This window comes from Acidovorax facilis, assembly GCF_023913775.1.
Classification (GTDB): Bacteria; Pseudomonadota; Gammaproteobacteria; order Burkholderiales; family Burkholderiaceae_C; genus Acidovorax; species Acidovorax facilis.
On sequence record NZ_JAMXAX010000051.1, the window covers coordinates 1 to 15,810 of the forward strand.

At 61.7% G+C, this 15,810-nt stretch carries 17 protein-coding genes and 2 tRNA genes; 17 read left to right on the top strand and 2 right to left on the bottom strand.

Annotated features, from left to right (window positions below):
- The first annotated feature begins 258 nt into the window (after window positions 1–258).
- Complete coding sequence (gene ygiD / locus NFX52_RS15275; protein ID WP_455424004.1) at window positions 259–1,122, top strand: 4,5-DOPA-extradiol-dioxygenase; 864 nt, start codon at window positions 259–261, stop codon at window positions 1,120–1,122.
- 98 nt (window positions 1,123–1,220) lie between these two features.
- Here ygiD and NFX52_RS15280 read toward each other — a convergent pair whose 3' ends face one another.
- Window positions 1,221–1,814, bottom strand: a complete 594-nt coding sequence (locus NFX52_RS15280; protein WP_055395856.1) for a nucleotidyltransferase family protein — start codon at window positions 1,812–1,814, stop codon at window positions 1,221–1,223.
- Window positions 1,815–1,976: 162 nt separating this feature from the next.
- Window positions 1,977–3,173, bottom strand: a complete 1,197-nt coding sequence (locus NFX52_RS15285; protein ID WP_055395858.1) for an amino acid aminotransferase — start codon at window positions 3,171–3,173, stop codon at window positions 1,977–1,979.
- Window positions 3,174–3,278: 105 nt separating this feature from the next.
- Between NFX52_RS15285 and uvrB the strand changes: the two genes are divergently transcribed.
- The 16 genes from uvrB to NFX52_RS15365 all read left to right on the top strand — a co-directional run bounded on the left by uvrB (window position 3,279) and on the right by NFX52_RS15365 (window position 15,731).
- Window positions 3,279–5,369 (top strand): excinuclease ABC subunit UvrB, encoded by a 2,091-nt coding sequence (uvrB, locus tag NFX52_RS15290; protein WP_055395860.1) that lies wholly within the window; start codon window positions 3,279–3,281, stop codon window positions 5,367–5,369.
- 242 nt (window positions 5,370–5,611) lie between these two features.
- Entirely contained in the window at window positions 5,612–6,148 is a 537-nt protein-coding gene (gene iscR / locus NFX52_RS15295; protein ID WP_008904778.1) for a Fe-S cluster assembly transcriptional regulator IscR, read from the top strand.
- Window positions 6,149–6,258: 110 nt separating this feature from the next.
- The gene (locus tag NFX52_RS15300) at window positions 6,259–7,479 is read left to right on the top strand and encodes an IscS subfamily cysteine desulfurase (protein ID WP_055395862.1); all 1,221 of its coding nucleotides are present in this window, start codon (window positions 6,259–6,261) and stop codon (window positions 7,477–7,479) included.
- A 42-nt stretch (window positions 7,480–7,521) separates the two neighbouring features.
- A complete protein-coding gene (gene iscU / locus NFX52_RS15305; protein ID WP_055395864.1) occupies window positions 7,522–7,926 on the top strand; it encodes a Fe-S cluster assembly scaffold IscU in 405 nt (134 codons plus the stop codon).
- 26 nt (window positions 7,927–7,952) lie between these two features.
- Window positions 7,953–8,276: an iron-sulfur cluster assembly protein IscA gene (gene iscA / locus NFX52_RS15310; RefSeq protein WP_008904781.1), complete on the top strand. Its 324-nt coding sequence runs from the start codon at window positions 7,953–7,955 to the stop codon at window positions 8,274–8,276.
- 86 nt (window positions 8,277–8,362) lie between these two features.
- On the top strand, window positions 8,363–8,881 hold the full coding sequence (hscB, locus tag NFX52_RS15315; RefSeq protein WP_055395866.1) for a Fe-S protein assembly co-chaperone HscB: 519 nt from the start codon (window positions 8,363–8,365) through the stop codon (window positions 8,879–8,881).
- 80 nt (window positions 8,882–8,961) lie between these two features.
- The gene (gene hscA / locus NFX52_RS15320) at window positions 8,962–10,833 is read left to right on the top strand and encodes a Fe-S protein assembly chaperone HscA (protein WP_055395868.1); all 1,872 of its coding nucleotides are present in this window, start codon (window positions 8,962–8,964) and stop codon (window positions 10,831–10,833) included.
- Between the two features lie 41 nt (window positions 10,834–10,874).
- The gene (fdx, locus tag NFX52_RS15325; RefSeq protein WP_055395870.1) at window positions 10,875–11,213 is read left to right on the top strand and encodes an ISC system 2Fe-2S type ferredoxin; all 339 of its coding nucleotides are present in this window, start codon (window positions 10,875–10,877) and stop codon (window positions 11,211–11,213) included.
- Window positions 11,213–11,926 carry a DNA polymerase III subunit epsilon gene (dnaQ, locus tag NFX52_RS15330; protein WP_055395873.1) on the top strand — a complete coding sequence of 238 codons (714 nt, stop codon included), beginning with the start codon at window positions 11,213–11,215 and terminating at the stop codon, window positions 11,924–11,926. The genes fdx and dnaQ overlap by 1 nt, the downstream gene beginning before the upstream one ends.
- A 37-nt stretch (window positions 11,927–11,963) precedes the next feature.
- Window positions 11,964–12,038: transfer RNA gene (locus NFX52_RS15335), tRNA-Val, on the top strand.
- A 48-nt stretch (window positions 12,039–12,086) separates the two neighbouring features.
- Window positions 12,087–12,161, top strand: a tRNA-Val gene (locus tag NFX52_RS15340).
- Between the two features lie 187 nt (window positions 12,162–12,348).
- Window positions 12,349–13,386: a histone deacetylase family protein gene (locus NFX52_RS15345; protein ID WP_055395875.1), complete on the top strand. Its 1,038-nt coding sequence runs from the start codon at window positions 12,349–12,351 to the stop codon at window positions 13,384–13,386.
- Between the two features lie 29 nt (window positions 13,387–13,415).
- Window positions 13,416–14,513 (top strand): NAD(P)/FAD-dependent oxidoreductase, encoded by a 1,098-nt coding sequence (locus tag NFX52_RS15350; RefSeq protein WP_055395877.1) that lies wholly within the window; start codon window positions 13,416–13,418, stop codon window positions 14,511–14,513.
- Window positions 14,514–14,658: 145 nt separating this feature from the next.
- Window positions 14,659–14,961 (top strand): DUF883 family protein, encoded by a 303-nt coding sequence (locus NFX52_RS15355; RefSeq protein ID WP_010458410.1) that lies wholly within the window; start codon window positions 14,659–14,661, stop codon window positions 14,959–14,961.
- A 42-nt stretch (window positions 14,962–15,003) separates the two neighbouring features.
- Complete coding sequence (locus NFX52_RS15360) at window positions 15,004–15,399, top strand: phage holin family protein (RefSeq protein WP_055395878.1); 396 nt, start codon at window positions 15,004–15,006, stop codon at window positions 15,397–15,399.
- Window positions 15,399–15,731: a hypothetical protein gene (locus NFX52_RS15365; RefSeq protein ID WP_082437338.1), complete on the top strand. Its 333-nt coding sequence runs from the start codon at window positions 15,399–15,401 to the stop codon at window positions 15,729–15,731. Before NFX52_RS15360 ends, NFX52_RS15365 begins: the two co-directional genes overlap by 1 nt.
- Window positions 15,732–15,810: the final 79 nt, after the last annotated feature.

A 15,810-nucleotide genomic window follows, 5' to 3' on the forward strand; every position in this document is an offset into this window, starting at 1 on the left:
GCGGCGGGGCCGGGCAGGTTGAGCGCGAGGCTCAGGACGCGGACATTGCGAAGGGGCAGGGGCAGGGCGGTTGTCATAGGTGTGGGGTTGTCTCGGTGTTGTGGTTTTGAACGGAAGGAAAAGGCGCGGCGCTGGAACTTCAAGGGGCGCGCGGGCTCACTCCCCGCGTTATACATAATTTGTTACGCTCCCCGACCCATGCAACGCAGAACCTCTTTGGCCGCCCTCACGGGCCTGGCCGCCTTTCCGGGAGCTTTCATGACCTCGTCTTTGAGCAGCGCCGCCACGGCATCTGCGTTGCAGGCGCTCAAGCCCTCGCCCCGCATGCCCGTGCTGTTTGTGGGCCACGGCAGCCCCATGAACGCCATCGAAGACAACGCCTGGCGCCGCAGCTGGCAGGCCATGGGCGCGGAGCTGATGGCGCGCGCCGTGCAGCCGCAGCTCATCCTGTGTGTGTCGGCCCACTGGCTCACACGCGGCGGCTGGCAGCTGACGGGCATGGCCAACCCCAAGACCATCCACGACTTTGGTGGATTTCCGCAGGCGCTGTTCGACCAGCAATATCCCGCGCCTGGGGCGCCGCAGGTGGCGCGCAGCCTGGCCAGCGAACTCAAGTCGCCCGCTACTGGCGGGGCATTGGGCGTGGACGAAGGCGAATGGGGTCTGGACCACGGCACCTGGTCGGTGCTCAAGCCCATGTTTCCCAAGGCACAGATCCCCGTGATGCAGCTCAGCATGGACTACAGCCGTGCCCCGGCGGAGCACTATGCGCTGGGCCAGCAACTCAAGGGCCTGCGCGAGCGGGGCGTGCTGATCGTGGGCAGCGGCAACGTGGTGCACAACCTGCGCGCGTCTCGCCGGGGCAGTGCTGCCAACGAGGCTTACGACTGGGCCACCGAGTTCGACACCGTGGTTCAGGAGCAGATCAAGAAGGGCCAGTTGGGTGCCCTGCAGGACTTCCAGAAACTGGGTGCGGTGGCCCAGCAGGCGCACCCCACGCACGAGCACTATCTGCCGCTGCTGTACGCAGCAGGAGCTGTTTTGCCCAGCGAGATGCCGCGTTTCTTCAATACGGGTTACCAGTCGGCGTCGATCTCGATGCGGTCGGTGCTGTGGGGGTGATGCAGGATAGCGCCGGCTGCTTCTATTTTGATAGCTGCCAGCGCTTTTACATCAAGCGCTAGAGGCCAAAAAGACGTGAAAAATAGTGGCTTTGCCGATCAGGCGGTGGCCCGGATCGTCAGCCACGGCCAGCGTTCTCGGTAGCTTTCAGCCTTGGCCTGGAACAGCGGTAGATGGGGGCATGCGGGGTTGGGTTTGAGCAGTCCTGCGTACAGTTCTTCCAGCCCGTAGGGCGCGTACAGGGTGGACTCGTTGACGCTCAGGTTGTCAGCAGGTTGCAGCCCGACGCAGGTGCAGGGCACCAGAAAACGCTCGATCCCGTTGCTGGCCGATTTCAGTGGCGCATACGGGTAGTCAAACCAGCGCTCGTACCAGAGGTGCACGCGGGCCTGGTTCTTGGCTTCGACGGTGATGGGCAGGTCGGCGAAGAGGGTGGTGACTTGGGCTTGCACCTGCTGCTCCGCCGATTCGGACAAGTCGTTGCCGTCGAAGTAGAACAGGTCGTAGTCCTTGATGTTCGCGGTAGGCTCCAGACCAGAAAGCAGGTTCCACACCGTCTGAAACAGGCAGCCCGCCACCAGCCACGCGTCGGGCAGGCCCAGAAACGGCAAACGCTCCAGAAGGGCCGCGTTGTGCGGGTTCTGGAGCGCTTCGCTCACAAAGCGGCGCTGAAGATCAGAGTGAGGGTTCAAGGGGGCATTCAATGGATTGCGTATCGCCACTGCCCCCAGAACAAGCGCAGCCCATGCGAGGTAGCCGCGCAAGGGCCGCCCCGCCGCGCTGGCTGCGTCCCCCTTCCCGAATTGCGCAGCAATTCGAGAGAAAGGGGGAAGGCGCGCAAGCGCCTCAGGGGATTAAACCACCTTGGCGATCGCCTGGCAGACGTAATCGATGTTCTTGCTGTTCAGGGCTGCCACACACATGCGGCCGGTGTCGGTACCGTACACGCCGAACTCATTGCGCAGGCGCACCATCTGGTCCTTGGACAGGCCGGAGTAGCTGAACATGCCGATCTGGGTGGTGATGAAGCTCATGTCCTGCTTCACACCCGCAGCCTTGAGGCCGTCCACCAGCTTCTGGCGCATGGCCTTGATGCGCACGCGCATCTCGCCCAGTTCCTTCTCCCACATCGCGCGCAGCTCAGGGTTGTTCAGCACGGCGGCCACCACTGCGCCACCGTGGATGGGTGGGTTGGAATAGTTGGTGCGGATCACGATCTTGAGCTGGCTCAGCACGCGCGAAGCTTCTTCCTTGTCGGCGCACAGCACGGACAGGCCGCCCACGCGCTCGCCGTACAGGCTGAAGCTCTTGCTGAACGAGGTAGAGACAAAGAAGTTGAGGCCTGCAGCCACGAACTTGCCGATCACGGCGCCGTCTTCGGCGATGCCGTGGCCAAAGCCTTGGTAGGCCATGTCGAGGAAGGGCGTCAGGCCCTTGGCCTTGACGGCCGCAATCACTTGGTCCCACTGCTCGGGGGTGATGTCGTAGCCCGTGGGGTTGTGGCAGCAGGCGTGCAGCACAACGATGGTGCCGGGGGCTGCAGCGTTCAGGCTGGCGAGCATGCCTTCGAAGTTCACGCCACGCTTTTCCGCGTCGTAGTACGTGTAGGTATCGACTTCAAAACCGGCGTTGGTGAACAGTGCGCGGTGATTTTCCCAGCTGGGGTCGGAGATCAGCACCTTGGCATTGGGGCTGAGTTTCTTGAGGAAGTCAGCGCCGATCTTCAGGCCGCCCGTGCCACCCACCGCTTGCACGGTAGCCACGCGGCCCGAGGTGACGGGTTCGCTGTCCGCGCCAAACACCAAAGCCTTCACGGCGTTGTCGTACGCCACGATGCCGTCGATGGGCAGGTAGCCACGGGCCGTGGGGGTGGACATCATGGTCTTTTCTGCGGCCTGCACGCATTGCAGCAGGGGCAGCTTGCCGTTGTCGTCGAAATAAACGCCGACGCCCAGGTTGACCTTGTTGGGGTTGGTGTCGGCGTTGAATTGCTCGTTGAGGCCCAGGATGGGGTCGCGGGGGGCCATTTCGACGGCGGTGAACAGAGACATGAAAATCCTTGAAAGGTTGTCAGTAGCGAAGAATCCGGGCGTGGTGTACTGTGCCGGGTTCGGCCGATTTTAACGGCCTGCCTCTACCAATCGTTGACCGCACCTATGCCGGATCTCACAGAAGTCATAACGGAAAAGCAAGACGGCGAGTTCGTCCATTTCCCCAACTCCCCCTTCGAACTGTTCCAGCCGTACCCACCGGCCGGCGACCAGCCCGAGGCCATCAACAAGCTGGTGGAAGGTTTGAACGATGGGGAAACCTTCCAGACGCTGCTGGGGGTGACGGGCTCTGGCAAGACCTTCACCATGGCCAATGTGATCGCCCGCATGGGGCGCCCGGCGATCATCTTCGCGCCCAACAAGACGCTGGCTGCGCAGCTGTACAGCGAGTTCCGCGAGTTCTTCCCCAAGAACGCCGTGGAGTATTTCGTGAGCTACTATGACTACTACCAGCCCGAGGCGTATGTGCCGCAGCGCGACCTGTTCATCGAGAAGGACAGCGCCATCAACGAGCACATCGAGCAGATGCGGCTTTCGTGCACCAAGAGCCTCATGGAGCGCACAGATGTGGTCATCGTGGCCACGGTGTCGGCCATCTACGGCATTGGTGAGCCCGAGAGTTACCACCGCATGGTGATGACGCTGCGCACCGGTGACAAGCTGGGCCAGCGCGACGTAATCGCACAGCTGATACGCATGCAATACCAGCGCAATGAGGCTGATTTTTCGCGCGGCAAGTTCCGCGTGCGGGGCGACACCATTGATGTGTTTCCGGCCGAGCATTCCGAGCTGGCCGTGCGCATCGAGCTGTTTGACGACGAGATCGAGAGCCTGCAGCTGTTTGACCCGCTCACGGGCCGGGTCAAACAGAAGATTCCGCGCTTCACGGTGTACCCAAGCAGCCACTACGTCACGCCGCGCGACAAGGTGCTGGCGGCGGTAGAGACGATCAAGATGGAGCTGTCGGACCGGCTCAAGCAGCTGCTGGCCGACGGCAAGCTGGTGGAGGCGCAGCGGCTGGAGCAGCGCACGCGCTTTGACCTGGAGATGCTCAGCGAAGTAGGGCACTGCAAGGGCATCGAGAACTACACGCGCCACCTGTCGGGCGCCGCGCCCGGCGACCCGCCCAGCACGCTGACCGACTACATGCCCAAGAACGCGCTGATGTTCCTGGACGAAAGCCATCAGATGATCGGCCAGCTCAACGCCATGTACAGCGGCGACCGCTCGCGCAAGACCACGCTTGTCGAGTATGGCTTTCGCCTGCCCTCGGCGCTGGACAACAGACCGCTCAAATTCGAGGAGTTCGAACAGCGTATGCGGCAGGTGATCTTTGTCACCGCCACACCGGCGGACTACGAGCGCACGCACTCTGGCCAGATCGTCGACCAGGTGGTGCGCCCCACCGGACTGGTGGACCCCGAGGTGGAAGTGCGTCCCGCCACCCATCAGGTGGATGATGTGCTGCAAGAAATACGCATTCGTGTCGAAAAGCATGAGCGCGTACTCATTACTACACTGACCAAGCGCATGGCTGAACAGTTGACCGACTACCTGACGGACAACGGCGTGAAGGTGCGCTACCTGCACAGCGACGTGGACACGGTGGAGCGGGTGGAGATCATCCGCGACCTGCGCCTGGGCGCCTTTGACGTGCTGGTGGGCATCAACCTGCTGCGCGAAGGCCTGGATATCCCCGAAGTGTCCCTGGTGGCGATCCTGGATGCTGACAAGGAAGGCTTCCTGCGGGCCGAGCGCAGCCTGATTCAAACCATCGGCCGTGCGGCGCGGAACCTCAATGGCCGGGCCATCCTTTATGCGGACCGCATCACCGACTCCATGAAAAAAGCCATGGGCGAGACGGAACGCCGGCGCATCAAGCAGATCGCACACAACGAGGCCCACGGAATCACGCCGCGCAGCATTGTCAAGCGGGTAAGAGACCTGATTGACGGGGTTTACAGCGAAAAGGCCGGTAAAGACGCAGAACGGCTGGAGCAGGAAGCCCTGCAGCGCGCCAAGGTGGAGGACATGTCAGAGAAAGACGTGGCGCGCGAGATCAAGCGGCTTGAAAAACTCATGCTGGAACACGCCCGCAATCTGGAGTTTGAGCAGGCAGCCCGGGTGCGGGACCAACTCACGCGGCTCAAGGACCAGGCATTTGGTGCGCATGGCAATGATTCGGTGGCCTTGTAATGGGCGAAAGAACAATCGGAAATAACTATTGGGTCAATTAAAAACTAGTTGGTTTTTTAACCCGACAGATTCGATAGGGATTTGTGTTATACTCGCACAAAATACTCAAGAAAACAGCCCAGCGATGAAGGGCTCCGTGGCAGGCGACTGTTCGGAGTAAGGGGCGGAGACGGTGCCTTGCTGACCAACAGTCAGTGCAGGCGGTTTCTACAACGAACAAGCCTTAGCACAAGGAGCTTGCGATGCGTCTCACAACCAAAGGCCGTTTTGCGGTCACCGCCATGATTGATCTGGCCCTGCGCCAGAACAACGGCCCAGTCACCCTCGCGGCCATCAGCCAGCGCCAGCAGATATCGCTGTCGTACCTGGAGCAACTTTTCGGCAAGCTTCGCCGCCATGAACTGGTCGAATCGACCCGTGGCCCCGGTGGCGGTTATACCCTGGCCCGCAAGGCGGGTGACATCACCGTGGCCGACATCATTGTCTCGGTGGATGAGCCCATTGACGCCACGCAGTGCGGTGGCAAGGAAAACTGCCTGGGCGAAGCTGGCCGCTGCATGACGCATGAGCTGTGGGCATCGCTCAACCAACGCATGGTCGAGTTTCTGGATTCCGTCACTCTGCAAAAGCTGGTGGATGAACAGATTGCCAAGGGTGTGCAGATCGAAGACAAGCCGGTGGTACGCCGTGCCATTTCGACGACCCCGGTGGTCAAGCCGATCCGCGTGAATGCTCCGAACTCCGTGTTCGCGCTGGGCAACGTTTTCGCCAAATCCTGATAGCCCAAGGGCTTGTGCCGACCCTGGGGTCGGCACCGCCCTGAACAGTTTTTGAACCCGTTTTTGTTTCTTATTGCGTTTGCCAGCCAGCAACCACTACTGAGCCAGCCATGGACATGACCCCGCACTTCCCCATCTATCTCGACTACGGCGCCACCACCCCCGTGGACCCCCGTGTGGTCGATACCATGATTCCCTGGTTGCGTGAACACTTCGGCAACCCGGCGTCGCGCAGTCATGCCTGGGGCTGGGAGGCTGAGGAAGCGGTTGAAAAAGCGCGGGTGCAGGTGGCAGACTTGATCGGTGCGGACCCGCGTGAAATCGTGTGGACCAGCGGCGCTACCGAATCCATCAACCTGGCCTTGAAGGGTGCAGCGCACTTCTACAAAGGCAAGGGCAAGCACCTCATTACGCTAAAGACCGAGCACAAGGCCGTGCTGGACACCATGCGTGAGCTGGAGCGCCAGGGTTTTGAAGCCACTTATCTGGATGTGCAGGAAGACGGTCTGGTCAACATGGATGCCCTGAAGGCCGCCATCCGCCCCGATACGGTACTGATCAGCATCCTGTTCGTGAACAACGAAATCGGCGTGATCCAGGACATCCCTGCTATCGGCGCGCTGTGCCGTGAAAAGGGCATCCTGCTACATGTGGATGCCGCCCAGGCCACAGGCCGGGTCGAGATCGACATGAACGTGCTGCCCATCGACCTGATGAGCATGACCGCGCACAAGACTTACGGACCCAAGGGCGTTGGCGCGCTGTATGTGCGCCGCAAGCCTCGTGTTCGGCTGGAAGCGCAGATGCACGGCGGTGGTCACGAGCGTGGCATGCGTTCGGGCACCTTGCCCACGCACCAGATCGTGGGCATGGGTGAAGCCTTTCGTATCGCCAAAGAAGAAATGGCCGAGAGCAATGCCAAGGCCCATGCCTTGCAGCAGCGCTTGCTCGATGGCTTGAAGGACATTGAACAGGTGTTCATCAACGGCAGCATGGAGCGCCGCGTGCCGCAAAACCTGAACATGAGCTTCAACTTCGTCGAAGGCGAATCGCTCATCATGGGCATCAAGGGTCTGGCGGTGTCGTCGGGTTCGGCCTGCACCTCGGCCAGTCTGGAGCCCAGTTATGTGCTGCGCGCCCTGGGGCGCAGCGACGAGTTGGCACACAGTAGCCTGCGCATGACCATCGGCCGTTTCACGACCGAGGAAGAGATCGACTACGCCATCTCCACCATCCGCGAGAACGTGGCCCGCCTGCGCGAGCTGAGTCCGCTGTGGGAGATGTACAAGGACGGCATCGACATCAGCACCATCCAGTGGGCTGCGCACTGATCGATTCTGCAAAATTTTGGACGTATTGAAGAGGTACACATCATGGCTTACTCAGACAAAGTGGTTGACCATTACGAAAACCCCCGCAATGTGGGTTCGTTCGACAAGGGTGACGATTCGGTGGGCACCGGCATGGTGGGCGCCCCTGCCTGCGGCGACGTGATGAAGCTGCAGATCAAGGTGAACCCCGAGACCGGCGTGATCGAAGATGCGCGTTTCAAGACCTACGGTTGTGGTTCGGCGATTGCCTCATCGTCGCTGGTGACCGAGTGGGTCAAGGGCAAGACGCTGGACGAAGCGGCAGCCCTAAAGAACAGCGAGATCGCTGAAGAGCTGGCCCTGCCGCCCGTCAAGATCCACTGCTCCATCCTGGCTGAAGATGCCATCAAGGCCGCTGTGCTCGACTACAAGACCAAGCACGCAGCCACTGCAACTGCCGCTGCCTGAGTTGACAGATAAATAGATCGAGAGACATGGCCATTACGCTGACAGAAGCCGCTGCACGGCACGTCAACCGCTACTTGTCCCGCCGGGGCAAGGGCCTGGGAGTGCGCCTGGGAGTCAAGACGACCGGCTGCTCCGGGCTTGCCTACAAGCTCGAATATGTGGACGACAGCGAGCCTGAGGACATCGTGTTCGAGAACCACGGTGTCAAAGTGCTGATTGACCCCAAGAGCCTGGCCTACATCGACGGCACCGAGCTGGACTTTGTGCGCGAGGGTCTCAATGAAGGCTTCAAGTTCAACAACCCCAACGAGCGTGACCGCTGCGGTTGTGGGGAGAGTTTCCGCGTTTGAGCGCCTGCCGCCTTCGTGCCGTTAAACCGCCATCGCGCTGCGTGCTGGCGGTTTTTTCTTTGATTCTTTGCTCAGCCACCTAGCGCATGAACCTGCAATCTGACGACTTCGAACTGTTTGGCCTGGCTCGCCGTTTTGCGCAGGAGCGCAGCGCCATCGATGCGCGCTGGAAGGAACTGCAGCGCGAAGCCCACCCCGACAAATTCGCGGCGCAGGGTGCGGCGGCGCAACGCGTGGCCATGCAGTGGTCCGTGCGCATCAACGAGGCTTACCAACGCCTGAAAGACCCAATGCGCCGCGCGGCCTACCTGTGCGAACTGCACGCAGCCCCCATCAATGCCGAGGACAACACTGCCATGCCCACTGCGTTTTTGATGCAGCAGATGGAGTGGCGCGAGGCTTTGGAAGATGCCCGCGCAGAGAGCGAACTCGATACGTTGGACGACGCTGTCGCGCAGGCCCGCCGCGCCGCGCTGGCGCAGTGCGAGCAACTCATCGACCAGCAGCAGGACTACGCGGGCGCGGCCCGCCAGGTCAGAGCCCTCATGTTCATTGCGCGATTTGCCGACGACATTGAACGACGCCGAGAGCAACTGGGACAATAGAGCGGTTTTGCCTTCCCCTTGGGGCCCCTGTCGCTTGCTGAGGTGATGGCGTCCCCCACCACGTTGAGACCCGAAATTTCATGGCGCTTTTGCAGATCTCCGAACCCGGCCAATCCCCCGACCCGCACCAGCGGCGCATTGCCGTAGGTATTGACCTGGGCACGACCCATTCGTTGGTTGCCGCTGTGCGCAATGGCGTGGCAGAGTGCCTGCCCGACGCGCAGGGCAGGGTGCTGCTGCCCTCCGTTGTGCGCTACCTCGAAAACGGTGGTCGCCAGATCGGATATGACGCCGTGGCGGCGCAGGCCCAGGATGCGCGCAACACCATCGCCTCGGCCAAGCGCTTCATGGGGCGTGGCCTGAAAGACGTGGCGGAAGCGGGCAAGTTGCCCTACGACTTCGTGGTTGCTGCCGATAGTGACGAGGGCGGTATGGTCAGTCTCGCTACGGTGGATGGCAACAAGTCGCCCGTTGAGGTCAGCGCTGAGATTCTGGCCACGCTGCGCTACCGGGCTGAAGACACCTTCAACGCCGATCTCTACGGCGCCGTCATCACCGTGCCGGCCTACTTTGACGACGCGCAGCGCCAGGCCACCAAGGATGCGGCCAAGCTTGCCGGTATTAACCTGCTGCGCCTGATCAACGAGCCCACCGCTGCCGCGATTGCCTATGGCCTGGACAATGCCAGCGAGGGGGTCTATGCCGTATACGACCTGGGCGGAGGCACCTTTGACATCTCGATCTTGCGCCTGACGCAGGGCGTGTTTGAAGTCATTTCCACGGGGGGTGACTCGGCCTTGGGCGGGGATGACTACGATGCCGCGCTGGCCGACTGGGTTCTGCAACAGCTAGGGCTGCAGGCGATCACACCAGCCGACAAATCAGCCGTGCGCATGGCTGCCCGCACCTGCAAGGAAGCTTTAACCGCTATTGATTCAGTAGCATTCAGTGCTTTACTATCAAGCGCTGAGGCCCGATTTGATGTCAAACGTTCAGACTTTGAAGCGATCACCGCTGAGTTGACGGCCCGCTCCATGGCCGCAGTGCGCCGTGCGCTGCGTGATGCTCAACTGGCACGTGACGAGGTGCACGGCGTGGTGATGGTGGGTGGCTCCACCCGCATGCCACAGGTGCAGCGCGCCGTGGAGGAGTTCTTCGGCAAGCCGCCGCTGACCAACCTCAATCCCGACGAAGTCGTAGCCTTGGGCGCCGCCATCCAGGCCAACCAGCTGGCGGGCAACAACACCTCAGGTGATCTGCTGCTGCTCGATGTGATTCCGCTGTCGCTGGGCATCGAAACCATGGGCGGGCTGGTGGAACGCATCGTGGCGCGCAACGAGACCATTCCCACCGCCAAGGCGCAGGACTTCACCACGTACAAGGATGGTCAGACCGCCTTGGCGATCCATGTGGTGCAGGGCGAACGCGACCTGGTGCAAGACTGCCGCAGCCTCGCGCGTTTTGAGCTGCGTGGCATCCCGCCCATGGCCGCAGGGGCAGCGCGAATCCGTGTGACCTTCACCGTCGATGCTGATGGCCTGCTGAGCGTGAATGCGAAGGAGCAGGGCAGCGGTGTGGAGGCGCGCATTGATGTGAAGCCGTCGTATGGTCTCTCCGATGACCAGATCGCGCGCATGCTTCAGGACGGGTTTGCCACTGCCGCGCAGGACATGAAGGCCCGCGCCGTGGTCGAAGCTCGTGTGGACGCCGACCGTATGCTGATCGCCACCCAGAGTGCGCTGGATGCGGATGGCGATGTGCTGAGCCCCAAGGAGCGCGCCGCCATCGATGCCTTGATGGTGGCCCTGCGCCACCAGCGCGATGCCGATGATGCCGGTGTCATCGAGGCCGCGACCGATGCACTGGCCAAAGGCACCGAAGGTTTTGCGGCCCAGCGCATGAATCGCGGCATCCAGCAGGCATTGGCCGGCAAGAACGTCGCGAGCCTCTGAGCGTGCCCGGCGCATCCCTCTGAACAAGAAAAAGACACCCCATGCCCGTCATCAAAATCCTCCCCCATCCCGAATACTGCCCCGCAGGCACTGAAATTACGGCGCCTGCTGGCACCTCGATCTGCGAAGCCCTGCTGGACAATCACATCAACATCGAGCACGCCTGTGACATGAGCTGCGCCTGCACCACCTGCCACGTCATCGTGCGCCAGGGGCTGAGCTCGCTCAACCAGGCCGAGGAAGAGGAAGAAGACCTGCTGGACCGCGCCTGGGGCCTGGAGCCACAATCGCGCCTGTCGTGCCAGGCCATCCTGGCGCAAACCGATGTGACCGTGGAAATTCCCAAGTACACGATCAACCACGCCAAGGAAAACCACTGATGTCCCGGCAAATTGTTTTGGACACTGAGACGACCGGCCTTTCGGCCGAAGGTGGTGACCGCATCATTGAACTGGGTTGTGTGGAGTTGCTCAACCGCAAGCTGACCGGCAACAACCTGCACCTGTATTTCAATCCAGGCCGCGACAGCCACGAAGACGCGCTGAAGGTGCACGGCATCAGCAACGAGTTTTTGAAGGACAAGCCCAAATTCGCCGAGGTGGTGGATGACATCCTGCAGTACCTGCAAGGCGCCGAGATCATCATCCACAACGCCGCGTTCGACGTTGGCTTTTTGAACAAGGAGCTGGAACTGGTGGGGCGTCCCGCGTTTCGCACCTATGTGGAGAGCGTGACCGACACGCTGGCCATGGCCAAGGAGATGTACCCGGGCAAGCGCAATTCGCTCGATGCCCTGTGCGACCGGCTGGGCGTAGACAACTCGGGCCGGACCTTGCACGGTGCCTTACTGGATGCCGAGCTGCTGGCCGACGTGTACATCAATCTCACGCGCGGCCAGGATGCCCTGTTGATTTCCGACGATGCCCAGGACAGTGGCGATGGCCTGAAAATCGCAGCCATCGACCTGCGCGGACTGAACCTGCCTATCCTGCGCGCCAGCGAGCAGGAACAGACGGCCCATGCGGAGCTGCTGGCGCAGATCGACAAAGCCAGTGGTGGCAAAACAATTTGGCGAACTATTCAGACAGCCTGAAAAGCTGTGCCATAATCGAAGGTTGTCACAGCGACACGGGTGATTAGCTCAGCGGTAGAGCACTGCCTTCACACGGCAGGGGTCACATGTTCGATCCATGTATCACCCACCACGCTTTTTGACTTCTTGCGAAAGCACTCTGATTCAGGGTGCCATCGTCGGGTGATTAGCTCAGCGGTAGAGCACTGCCTTCACACGGCAGGGGTCACATGTTCGATCCATGTATCACCCACCAATTTGAAAACCCCTGCAGATTTTGGTCTGCAGGGGTTTTTTCATGGGCGTTTGCATGGGCGGCTGTTTCACCGGCTTCACGCCGCAGGGAGGCTAAAGTGTCGGACTTGATTCCACGGCGGTTGCATTTCCTGGGACCGCACTCGCTGTCCTCTGGCCTCTTTGCCGCTATCGATACGCCCTGACCCATGATCACCTATCACAACCCGCTTCACCAGGGGCACGCCCCCGCCCATGAATTTTTTCGCGGCGAACGCGTGCCGTGTTTTGAGAAGCCTGCACGTGTGGACTATGTCGAAGGGGCGCTGCGGGCGAGGGGCCAAGACCTGATGACCCCGGATGTGGATAGCGCCCCCGTGTTGTCTCAGGTGCACGCGCCACGCTATTTGGCCTTTTTGCAGACCGCTTGGCAGCAATGGCTGGCCCTCGATCCTGCCAACGCTGGGGTGCAGCCATTCCCGTCGGTCTGGCCCGTGCGTACCTTGCGCAGTGATCTGGTACCTGAGAATTTTGTGGCACGTCTGGGCCTGTACTCCATGGACAACGGCACGCCCATGGCGTCGGGTACCTGGGCTGCAGCCAAGGCTGGGGCCGATGCTGCCGCCAGCGCTGCGACCCTTGTGGCGCAAGGGGCCCGCGCGGCGTTTTGCTGCACACGGCCGCCCGGCCACCATGCTGGCCCCGACTTCATGGGCGGCTATTGTTTTCTCAACAATGCTGCCGTGGCCGCACAGGTGCTGCGCAACCAGGGTGCACAGCGTGTGGCGTTGCTTGATGTGGACTACCACCACGGCAACGGCACACAGAGCATCTTCTACGACCGGGCCGATGTGCTGTTCATCAGCATCCATGGCGATCCCCGCACCGAGTACCCGTTTTATCTGGGCCATCCGGACGAAACCGGGGTGGGCGAGGGCGCGGGTTTCAATCTGAACCTGCCCCTGCCTGCAGGCACCAGTGCGACGACCTGGTTCGATGCGCTGGAAAGCGCCTGTGCGCGTATTGCCAGCCAGGGGGCTGATGCCTTGGTGGTCTCCCTCGGGCTCGATACCTTTGAGGGCGATCCCATCTCCAAGTTTGCGCTGGCGTCTGCGGATTTCACCCGGGTGGGTGAGCGCCTCGCACGGCTGGGCCTGCCCACCGTCTTTGTGCTGGAAGGTGGCTATGCGGCTGCAGAACTGGGCACTAACGCCGTCAATGTGCTCGACGGGTTCGAGCAGGTTTGAGGATGCGGTTCCTATTGGAGGGCTGAGTGATGGCGGATGCTGTTGACTGTGTGGTGGTTGGTGCGGGTGTCGTGGGCCTCGCCGTCGCTCGGGCGCTGGCCCTGCAGGGCCGCGAAGTGATGGTGCTGGAGTCTGCCGATGCCATCGGAACGGGTATCAGCTCGCGCAACAGCGAGGTGATCCATGCCGGTCTCTACTACTCCACCGATTCGTTGAAGGCCAAGCTGTGCGTGCGAGGTCGAGACATGCTGTATGCCTACTGCACAGAGCGCAATGTGCCTCACAGCCGCTGCGGCAAACTCCTGGTGGCAACCGCGCTGAGCCAACTGCCCAGTCTTGAGTCCATCCAGGCGCGGGCGCAAGCCAATGGCGTGCTGGATTTGCGCTGGCTGGGCCGCCATGAAGCCCAGGCTATGGAGCCTGCGCTGGAATGTGTTGCCGCTTTGTTTTCGCCCAGTACCGGCATCGTGGACAGCCACGCGCTGATGCTCGCGCTGCAGGGCGATCTGGAGCATGCGGGCGGACTTGTTGCACTGAATTCGCCCCTGGCGCTTGCGGAATGTGCGCAAGATGCTATTAATTTGGAAGCATTCGACGGCACGCGCTTGCGAGCGCGTACGGTGGTCAATGCAGCAGGGCTGAACGCCCCCGGGCTGGCCCGCCGATTCGCAGGGCTGGGGGCGGATCATGTGCCCCATGCCCGCCATGCCAAAGGCAGCTATTTCACGCTGTCTGGCAAGGCACCCTTTAGCCATTTGATCTACCCCGTGCCCGAGGCAGCAGGCCTGGGCGTGCACCTGACACTGGACCTGGGTGGGCAGGCCAAGTTCGGCCCCGACCTGCAGTGGGTGGATTCGCCAGATGACCTGTTGGTAGACCCCGCACGCGGAGAGGCGTTTTATGCCGAGGTCCGCAAGTACTGGCCCGCACTGCGCGACGGGGCGCTGGCACCCGGCTATGCGGGCATGCGGCCCAAGATCCACGGACCAGATGAGCCGGCAGCGGACTTTGTGATCCAGGGGCCATCAGTTCATGGCATACCTGGTCTCGTGAACCTTTTTGGCATTGAGTCCCCGGGGTTGACAAGTTCTCTGGCGATTGCAGAACATGTGGCCGCACTCGTTTGATCTGGGGCAAGCCATTTGCAATCGGTAACCTCTTGAGACCCCGTCCTACGAAGGGGAACAGAGCGGATGACTAAGATGAACTGGTGTTCTGCACGGCTCTGCCGACAGGGCTGACTGATTTTTTGTTGCTTAAAGAAAGGCTTGTATGACTGCTTCCGACACCACCACGACCCAGGGCGAACTGGAAAAGCTGGTTTCTGACCTGCGGGGGCTCCTGGCCAACAAAGATCTCGATGCGGTTCCGGAAATCAAGCTGCTGCGCCAGCGTCTTGACGATGGCATGCACAACGTGCGCGAGTCTGCCGTGCGTGCGGCGCAAGATGCAGCCCGCCAGGCCAAAGACGCTGCCCTTGCGGCCGACCGCTATGCGCATGATGAACCATGGCGCGTGGCCGGGGCCGCACTGGCGGTGGGCGCGCTGGTGGGCTTCCTGCTTGCACGCCGCTGATCCGGGCTGTCAGGGCTCGGTTGCACAACACGGGGGCTGCGCATGAACTGGCTTTCTCTTCTGGGGCTGGAGTCGCTGGTGGCCCGGTGGCGCGCCAATGTGATCGAAGGCGCCATTGCGGCCGAAGACCGGATGGACCTCGCCCGTCTGGAATGGCAGGATCAGAAGCAGCGCCTGCAGCAGATGCTGGTGTTGACCATCGTGGTGGCGGGGCTCACGGTGGTGGCCTTGATCATGCTTTCGTTGGCGGTGCTGGTTCATTTCTGGGATACCCCCCATCGCACGCTGGTGGCCTGGTTGGTCGCGGCCGTGTGGACTGTGGGATGGGCCGCGACGCTGATGTCGCTGGTTTCCGTGGTACAGAAGGCGGGCAATGGATTTGCCCTCACGCGCCGCGAACTCGCACAGGACTGGCGTGACATCAAGGAGCGTTTGTAATGGCGACGACCCCTTCATCTCCATCTCCCATGTCGCAGTCTGTGTTTCCCCCGCCGACGGCTGCTCAGCAGCGGGTGCTGGACCGCATTGCCTTGCAACGCGAACGTCTTCGCGCCCGGAGAGCTGCGCGGGCCCAGTCGCTGGCCTTGGCGCAGCGTGACCCTGGGGCAGGCGGCATGGACGAATCCATGGCGCTTCGCGCTGCAGGGTTTGCGCGGGAGCATCCCCTAGCGGTTGCGGCCATGGCAGGGGTTGCCTTGGTGGCAGGGCCGCGCCGCCTTATTCGTTGGGCGGGCGTGGTGCTGCCCATGTTGATGCGGCTGCGGCGCTAGGTCGGTGCTGCACGCACCCGCGCTAAGCGGCCTGCCTCTCGCAAACAAAAAGAGCCTCTGATCACAGGGGCTCTTTTTT